Source organism: Trebonia sp., from assembly GCF_049794275.1.
Classification (GTDB): domain Bacteria; phylum Actinomycetota; class Actinomycetes; order Streptosporangiales; family Streptosporangiaceae; genus Trebonia.
On record NZ_JBARCR010000212.1, the window covers coordinates 1 to 4,309 of the forward strand.

Genomic DNA, 4,309 nt, shown 5'->3' on the forward strand with positions numbered 1-4,309 from the left:
GTCAGGCCGGGCAGGAAGCGGGGCGCCTGGGCGGCGGCCCAGCCGGCGACGACAGCGGCGACCGCGAGGGCCGCCGTCAGCCGGGCCAGGCCGAACCGCCATCGCCAGCACAGCACCAGGGTCGCCAGGCCGGCCACGGCGGAGACGCAGACCATCACCAGCGCGGTGCCGCGGGTCAGGTCAAGGCCGGAATCGCGCATCACGAACAGGCCCGCCAGAGCCAGCGCGCCCGACACCAGCCCCGCGGCAAGAGCACGGCGGCGGAAGGCAGTCGCGAGCGCACGTTCGGAAAAACGAATTGAATCAGCGGCCAGGTAGACAGCCGCCAGGTATCCGCAGAACACTACGGCGAGCGCGCCGGTCAGCACGGACGCGGGGTTCAGCCACGAGGTGACCAGGTTGCCCGCCGCGTTGCCGACCGGGACGCGACCGGTCGCGATCGCGCCCACCGCCGTGCCGAGCGCGAACGGGGTGAGCACCGAGGAAATCGCGAACAGGTACTCCGCCGCGCGGGAGGCGCCCTGGCCGCGCAGCGCGTACGCGGCGCCGCGGAAGATGATCCCGATCGCGGCGATCAGCAGCGGCGCGGACAGCGTGGAGGCGATCGAGCCGAACGCGACAGGGTACGCCGTCCAGCACACCACCAGGACGAAGATCAGCCAGACGTGGTTGGCCTCCCACACCGGGCCCATCGCGTGCCTGGCCTCGTCGCGGATCGGCTCGCCGCGCGGCCCGGGGGCGAGCAGCGTCCACAGCCCGGCGCCGAAGTCGGCGCCGGCCAGCACCGTGTAGGCGGCCATCCCGGCGAGGATGAACACGACGGGGACGTAAGCCACCGGCGGCCTCCCCGGCGGAGCCGGCGGTGTCGGGCGCCGTGAGGTCCAGCGGGAGCGGTACCCGGGCGAGCCGGCGCAAGATCGCGACGACGATCGCGGCGAGGATGAGGTACGCGACGGAGAGCACACCGTAGCCAACGGGGATGTCGGTGGCGCCGGTGACCGCCTGGTCGACCCGCATCACGTCGTAGACGATCCACGGCTGGCGGCCGACCTCGGTGGTGATCCAGCCGGCGATCAGCGCGACCACCGACAGCGGCCCGGCGGCCACGACGGCGGCGAGCAGCCAGCGCGGCAGTCCGCGACGGCGGAAGTGCAGGTAGAGGTAGACGAGGCCGAGCAGCGCGAACAGCGTGCCGATCCCGACCATCGTCTGGAAGGAGAACCGCACCACGTTGACCGGCGGATCGTCGGCGAGCGGGACGATACTGAGGCCTTTGACGACGGCGTTCGGGTTATGGAAGGCGAGCAGCGACAGCAGCCGGGGGATGTCGATGCCCCAGACGACCGCGTGCCCGTTGTACCAGCCGAGCAGGTGCTCGGCGGCGCCCCTGGTGGTCTGTGCCAGGCCTTCCATCGAGGCGAGCTTGACCGGCTGGTAGGTCGCGACGTCGCGGGCCGCCCAGTCGCCGACGATCACCTGCAGCGGCGAGGCGACGCTCGCGGCGGTCATCGCGATGCCGAACGCCGTCCGCTCGTAGCGGCCGCGGCGGCCTCGCAGGAACGCCCAGGCGTAGGTGCCGGCGAGCAGGAAGCCGGTCACGATGTAGGCGGCGAAGTACATGTGCGTGTACTCGCTGTAGAACATCGGGTTGGCGAACAGCGCCTGCCATGGGTGGACGTCGGTCGCCCGGCCGTTGGCCAGGGTGAACCCGGATGGGTGGTTCATCCAGGCGTTGACGGAGATGACGAAGAAGGAGCCGGCGACGCCGGCGACCGCGATCGGGAAGCCGGACAGGAAGTGCGCCCTCGGCGTGAGCCTGTCCCAGCCGTAGGCGTAGATGCCGATGAAGATGGCTTCGAGGAAGAACGAGAAGCCCTCGAGCGTGAAGCCGAGGCCGAACACGTTCCCGAAGTCCTGCATCCACACCGGCCACAGCAGCCCGAGTTCGAAAGACAGGATCGTGCCGGTGACGACGCCCACGGCGAACAGCGCGAGCATGATCCGCGACCAGCGCCTGGCGAGCGTGCGGTAGAGCTGGTCGCCGGTTCGCAGGTACCGGTATTCGGCGACGAGGACGAGAACGGGGAACGCGATGCCGAAACACACCAGCGGGATGTGCACGGCGAGCGAGAGCGCCTGCATCTGCCGCGCCTCGAACAGGTAGTGCTGGTTCACGCCCATCGGGATCTACCCTACGCTGGGCTACTACGTGCTGTAGTAGCGGGGCCCTCGTTCGGTTCGGCGACACTGCCCGTCGAGCCGCGGCGTGAACACGCGGTGCGGCGGGCGCAGCGGCTGATCGCCGCGCGCCCGCCGCACTGGAGGCTTGGGTCTACTTGAGGATCTGGATGACCTTTTCCATGCCGAGGGTGGTGTGCTCGCGGCCGTCCTGAGTGTCCATGAAGCACGCTATCACCCAGTATCCGGGCTTCTGGGCGACGACCGACTCGAACGACTGGCCGTGCGAGAGCGCGCCGACCCAGCCGTACTCGCCGATGGCCAGGGCCCCCGCGGCGTTGTCGTTACCGGCCTTGAGGTCGGCGGCGATCTTGTTGGCGGTGGCCAGGTTCGGCGCCTCGATGCCCTGGATCATGTGCACGAGGAAGCCGGCGTTCCCCCACCGGACGGTCTGGCCGTCGTAGATCTTGGTGGCGCCGGTGAAGCCGAACTCACGGGTGGAGATCGCCGCGCCGGCCTTGGGCATGGCCGCCGGGTGGTGCGACGGCCAGACCGTGAACACCGTGAGCGGCGGCGTCTTGGCCGTCGACGCTAGGTCGAGAGCCACGTACGTGCCCGGTGCCAAGTTGAGGTACACCGAGCTGGTTCCCTTGTTGGCCTGGGTACTCATCACGATCTGGGCGATCCCGTACAGGTTGTTCGGGTCCTGCGCGGCGGCGGGCAGGGCGGCGAACAGCTGCGACAGCGTGGCGCCGGGATCAAGCCTGGCGAAGCCAGGGCCGCCGGCCGGCTCGCCGGTGACCTTGAAGACGACGCGTTCCGCGCCGGACTTGAGGGTCCCGCCGACAGAGATGGCCTTGCCGTTCATGCTGACTGTCATGACGGGCAGCCCGCCCGACCCGGAGGCCGGGGCGGCCGCGCTGGCGGCCATGGCGGGGGTGGCGGCTTGAGACGCCGCCAGCGGTATGGCGGACAAGGCCGCGGCTGCCGCGACCGGTGCCACGACGGCGACCCAGCGCCGCCTGGTAAGAGCTCTGTACCTGGTGAACACGTGGGTGATCCCTTTCGCTGCGCGAGGCCATGCGGGCACCGGCGTACTGGTGCCCGGCCCGTGCGCTACCGGCCCGTGGCGTTCCGGCCCCCGCCGCGGACCTATGGCCCGCTCAGGTACACGCTCGCCCTTTCGGCCTCCGCCGCGCCCCAGGGACGGCCCCTAGTCCGCGTTCCTAGGGTGCGGGCGCCCTATCGGGGTGGTGGCAGTCGCCAAACGTTGGGGGGTGTCCCGGCTGTCGGCGCCTGCGGCGGCGTGTGACGCTGACTGCGGGTGGCGCCGTTTCCTGAGGATTTCCGACTTCCGATGGCGGCAGGGGGAACTGGGCGGTGGACGAGTACTTCGCCGGACGCGCAGCCGAGCTCGCGCTGCTCGACGGCTTGCTGCGAAGGGCGGCCGCGGGACGCGGTCAGCTCGCCGTGATCCTCGGACCTGGCTGGATCGGCAAGACAGCGCTCATCCGGCAGTTCCTCGACGACCGGGAGGCGCGGGTCCGCTGGGTCTGCGCGGACCGGGACGAGACCGGGCTGCCGGGCGGGCTGCTCGAGCAGTTCGGGGTCGCGGCGGCGGGCTACGGCGCCGATCCGCTGCGGGCAGGCTCGGCGCTGCTCGCGAAGCTGCGCCAGTGGGCAGGGGCACCAGGGGCCTCAGGGACCTCAGAGACCTCAGGGGTGCCGGGCGCGGTGCTTGTCGTCGATGACGCGCAGTGGGGAGACCCGCTGTCGCTGCGCGCGCTGAGCTACGCGCTGCGGCGGTTGCCGGACACTCCGCTGCTCACCCTGCTGGCCGTGCGTGATGACGAGTTCGGCTGCCTGCCGCCGGGGCTGGTGCGGCTCGTCAGCGACCGGGGGACAAGGCTGGAAGTCGCCGGGCTGGGGGTGGCCGAGATCAGGTCGCTGGCCGAACGGGTCGGCGCCGGGCCGGTTCCGCCTCGCGCCGCGCGGCGGCTGCTTGAGCACACCGGCGGCGTGCCGCAGTATCTCCGGGAGGTCCTGCAGGCCGTGCCGCGCGAATCGCTGCGTACGGCGCTGTCGGCGCCGGACCTGCTACTGCCGTCGCCCAAGTCGCTCGAGGCCCGGG

Annotated in this window: 3 protein-coding genes and 1 pseudogene; 1 reads left to right on the forward strand and 3 read right to left on the reverse strand. The window is 71.2% G+C overall.

The window, feature by feature from the left end:
* The 3 genes and pseudogenes from WA805_RS06100 to WA805_RS06110 form a co-directional block, all read right to left on the reverse strand.
* On the reverse strand, positions 1–800 hold an 800-nt coding region (locus WA805_RS06100), incomplete at its 3' end, for a cytochrome d ubiquinol oxidase subunit II (RefSeq protein ID WP_425241849.1).
* A 109-nt stretch (positions 801–909) separates the two neighbouring features.
* A pseudogene (locus WA805_RS06105) lies at positions 910–2,181 on the reverse strand (cytochrome ubiquinol oxidase subunit I); the annotation flags it as partial.
* 151 nt (positions 2,182–2,332) lie between these two features.
* Complete coding sequence (locus WA805_RS06110) at positions 2,333–3,229, reverse strand: hypothetical protein (protein ID WP_425241850.1); 897 nt, start codon at positions 3,227–3,229, stop codon at positions 2,333–2,335.
* A gap of 329 nt (positions 3,230–3,558) precedes the next feature.
* Between WA805_RS06110 and WA805_RS06115 the strand changes: the two genes are divergently transcribed.
* Positions 3,559–4,309, forward strand: a 751-nt coding sequence (locus tag WA805_RS06115) for an ATP-binding protein (RefSeq protein WP_425241851.1), incomplete at its 3' end; no start/stop codon positions are given.